Consider the following 1,985-nt stretch of genomic DNA (forward strand, 5'->3'; position numbering starts at 1 on the left):
GAAGGACTCGTCGGGGAACGGCAGGGCGAGGGCGTCGCCCTCCATCGCCGGCGCCCTGCCCGCGACCGCGGCCGGCACCTCCGACCGCTCCGACCGCTCCGACACCTCCGACCGCTCCGATCGCGAAAGCAGGGCCACGTGCTGACCGTCGACTTCTCCCGGTTCCCGCTCGCCCCGGGCGACCGCGTCCTGGACCTCGGCTGCGGTGCCGGACGGCACGCCTTCGAGTGCTACCGGCGCGGTGCGCGGGTCGTGGCGCTGGACCAGAACGGTGAGGAGATCCGAGAGGTCGCCAAGTGGTTCGCGGCGATGAAGGAGGCCGGGGAGGCACCCGCCGGTGCCACCGCGACGGCGATGGAGGGCGACGCCCTCGCCCTGCCGTTCCCCGACGAGTCCTTCGACGTCGTCATCATCTCCGAGGTGATGGAGCACATCCCCGACGACAAGGGCGTACTCGCCGAGATGGTGCGGGTGCTCAGGCCCGGCGGGCGGATCGCCGTCACCGTGCCGCGCTACGGCCCGGAGAAGGTGTGCTGGACGCTGTCCGACGCCTACCACGAGGTCGAGGGCGGCCACATCCGCATCTACCGGGCGGACGAACTGCTGACGAAGATCCGCGAGGCGGGTCTGCGGCCGTACGGCAGTCATCACGCGCACGCGCTGCACTCCCCGTACTGGTGGCTGAAGTGCGCGTTCGGTGTGGACAACGACAGGGCACTGCCGGTACGGGCCTACCACAAGCTGCTGGTCTGGGACATCATGAAGAAGCCGCTGGCCACCCGGGTCGCCGAGCGGGCGCTGAACCCGGTGATCGGCAAGAGTTTCGTGGCGTACGCGACCAAGCCGCACCTGCCGCGCGCCCAGGCGGGAGCCGAGGCGGACGCCACGTGACAACCTCCAGGTCACCTCGGTCCCCCCGGACCGAACACCTCGTCCTGCCCGGCGTCCTGACGGCGGAGCAGGCGGCGGCGACCGTCGCCGGCATCCTCGCCGTGCAGCGGGAGGACGGTGCGATCCCGTGGTTCCGGGGGCACCACCTCGACCCGTGGGACCACGTCGAGGCGGCGATGGCGCTGGACACGGCGGGCGAGCACGAGGCCGCCGAGCGGGCCTATCTGTGGCTGGAGCGGCACCAGTTGGAGGACGGCTCCTGGTACGCGGCCTACGCCGACGGCGACCCGCTCGACATCACCGACCGGGGCCGGGAGACGAACTTCGTCGCCTACATCGCGGTCGGCGTGTGGCACCACTATCTCGCCACCGGCGACGACACGTTCCTCGACCGCCTGTGGCCGGCCGTGTGCGCGGCGGTGGAGTTCGTACTGAGGCTGCAGCAGCCCGGCGGGCAGATCGGCTGGCGGCGCGACGACGACGGCACGCCCACGGCGGACGCGCTGCTCACCGGATCCTCCTCCGTCCACCACGCGCTGCGCTGCGCGCTGGCCATCGCCGAACAGCGCGAGGAGCCCCAGCCGGACTGGGAGTTGGCGGCGGGTGGGCTTCGGCACGCGATCCGGCGGCACCCGGAGCGGTTCCTGGACAAGGACCGCTACTCGATGGACTGGTACTACCCGGCCCTCGGCGGCGCGCTGACCGGCGCGGAGGCCAAGTCCCGTATCGAGGAGGGCTGGGAGCGGTTCGTCGTGCCCGGCCTCGGGGTGCGGTGCGTGGTGCCCAACCCGTGGGTGACGGGCGGCGAGTCGGCCGAACTCGCCCTGGCGCTCTGGGCGATGGGCGAGTCCGACCGTGCGCTGGAGGTGCTCCAGTCGATCCGGCACCTGCGTGATCCGGAGACCGGCCTGTACTGGACGGGGTACGTCTTCGACGACGACGCCATATGGCCGCGCGAGCTGACGACCTGGACGGCGGGCTCGCTCCTGCTGGCCGTCGCGGCACTCGGCGGTCACGAGCCCACCTGTGCGGTCTTCGGCGGCGACCGCCTGCCCAGGGGCCTGGACCCCGACTGCTGCCCGCCCGCCTGAACC

The 1,985-nt window shown here is 72.3% G+C and carries 2 protein-coding genes; both read left to right on the plus strand.

Going from position 1 to position 1,985, the window contains the following annotated elements; translation table 11 throughout:
• Nucleotides 1-138: 138 nt before the first annotated feature.
• Nucleotides 139-891, plus strand: a complete 753-nt coding sequence (locus B9S61_RS27105) for a class I SAM-dependent methyltransferase (protein WP_103544588.1) — start codon at nucleotides 139-141, stop codon at nucleotides 889-891.
• The gene (locus B9S61_RS27110; RefSeq protein ID WP_103544589.1) at nucleotides 888-1,982 is read left to right on the plus strand and encodes a prenyltransferase; all 1,095 of its coding nucleotides are present in this window, start codon (nucleotides 888-890) and stop codon (nucleotides 1,980-1,982) included. The genes B9S61_RS27105 and B9S61_RS27110 overlap by 4 nt, the downstream gene beginning before the upstream one ends.
• Nucleotides 1,983-1,985 lie beyond the last annotated feature (3 nt).

It is taken from the genome of Streptomyces sp. SM1 (genome assembly GCF_002910825.1).
Taxonomy (GTDB): Bacteria; Actinomycetota; Actinomycetes; order Streptomycetales; family Streptomycetaceae; genus Streptomyces; species Streptomyces okerensis.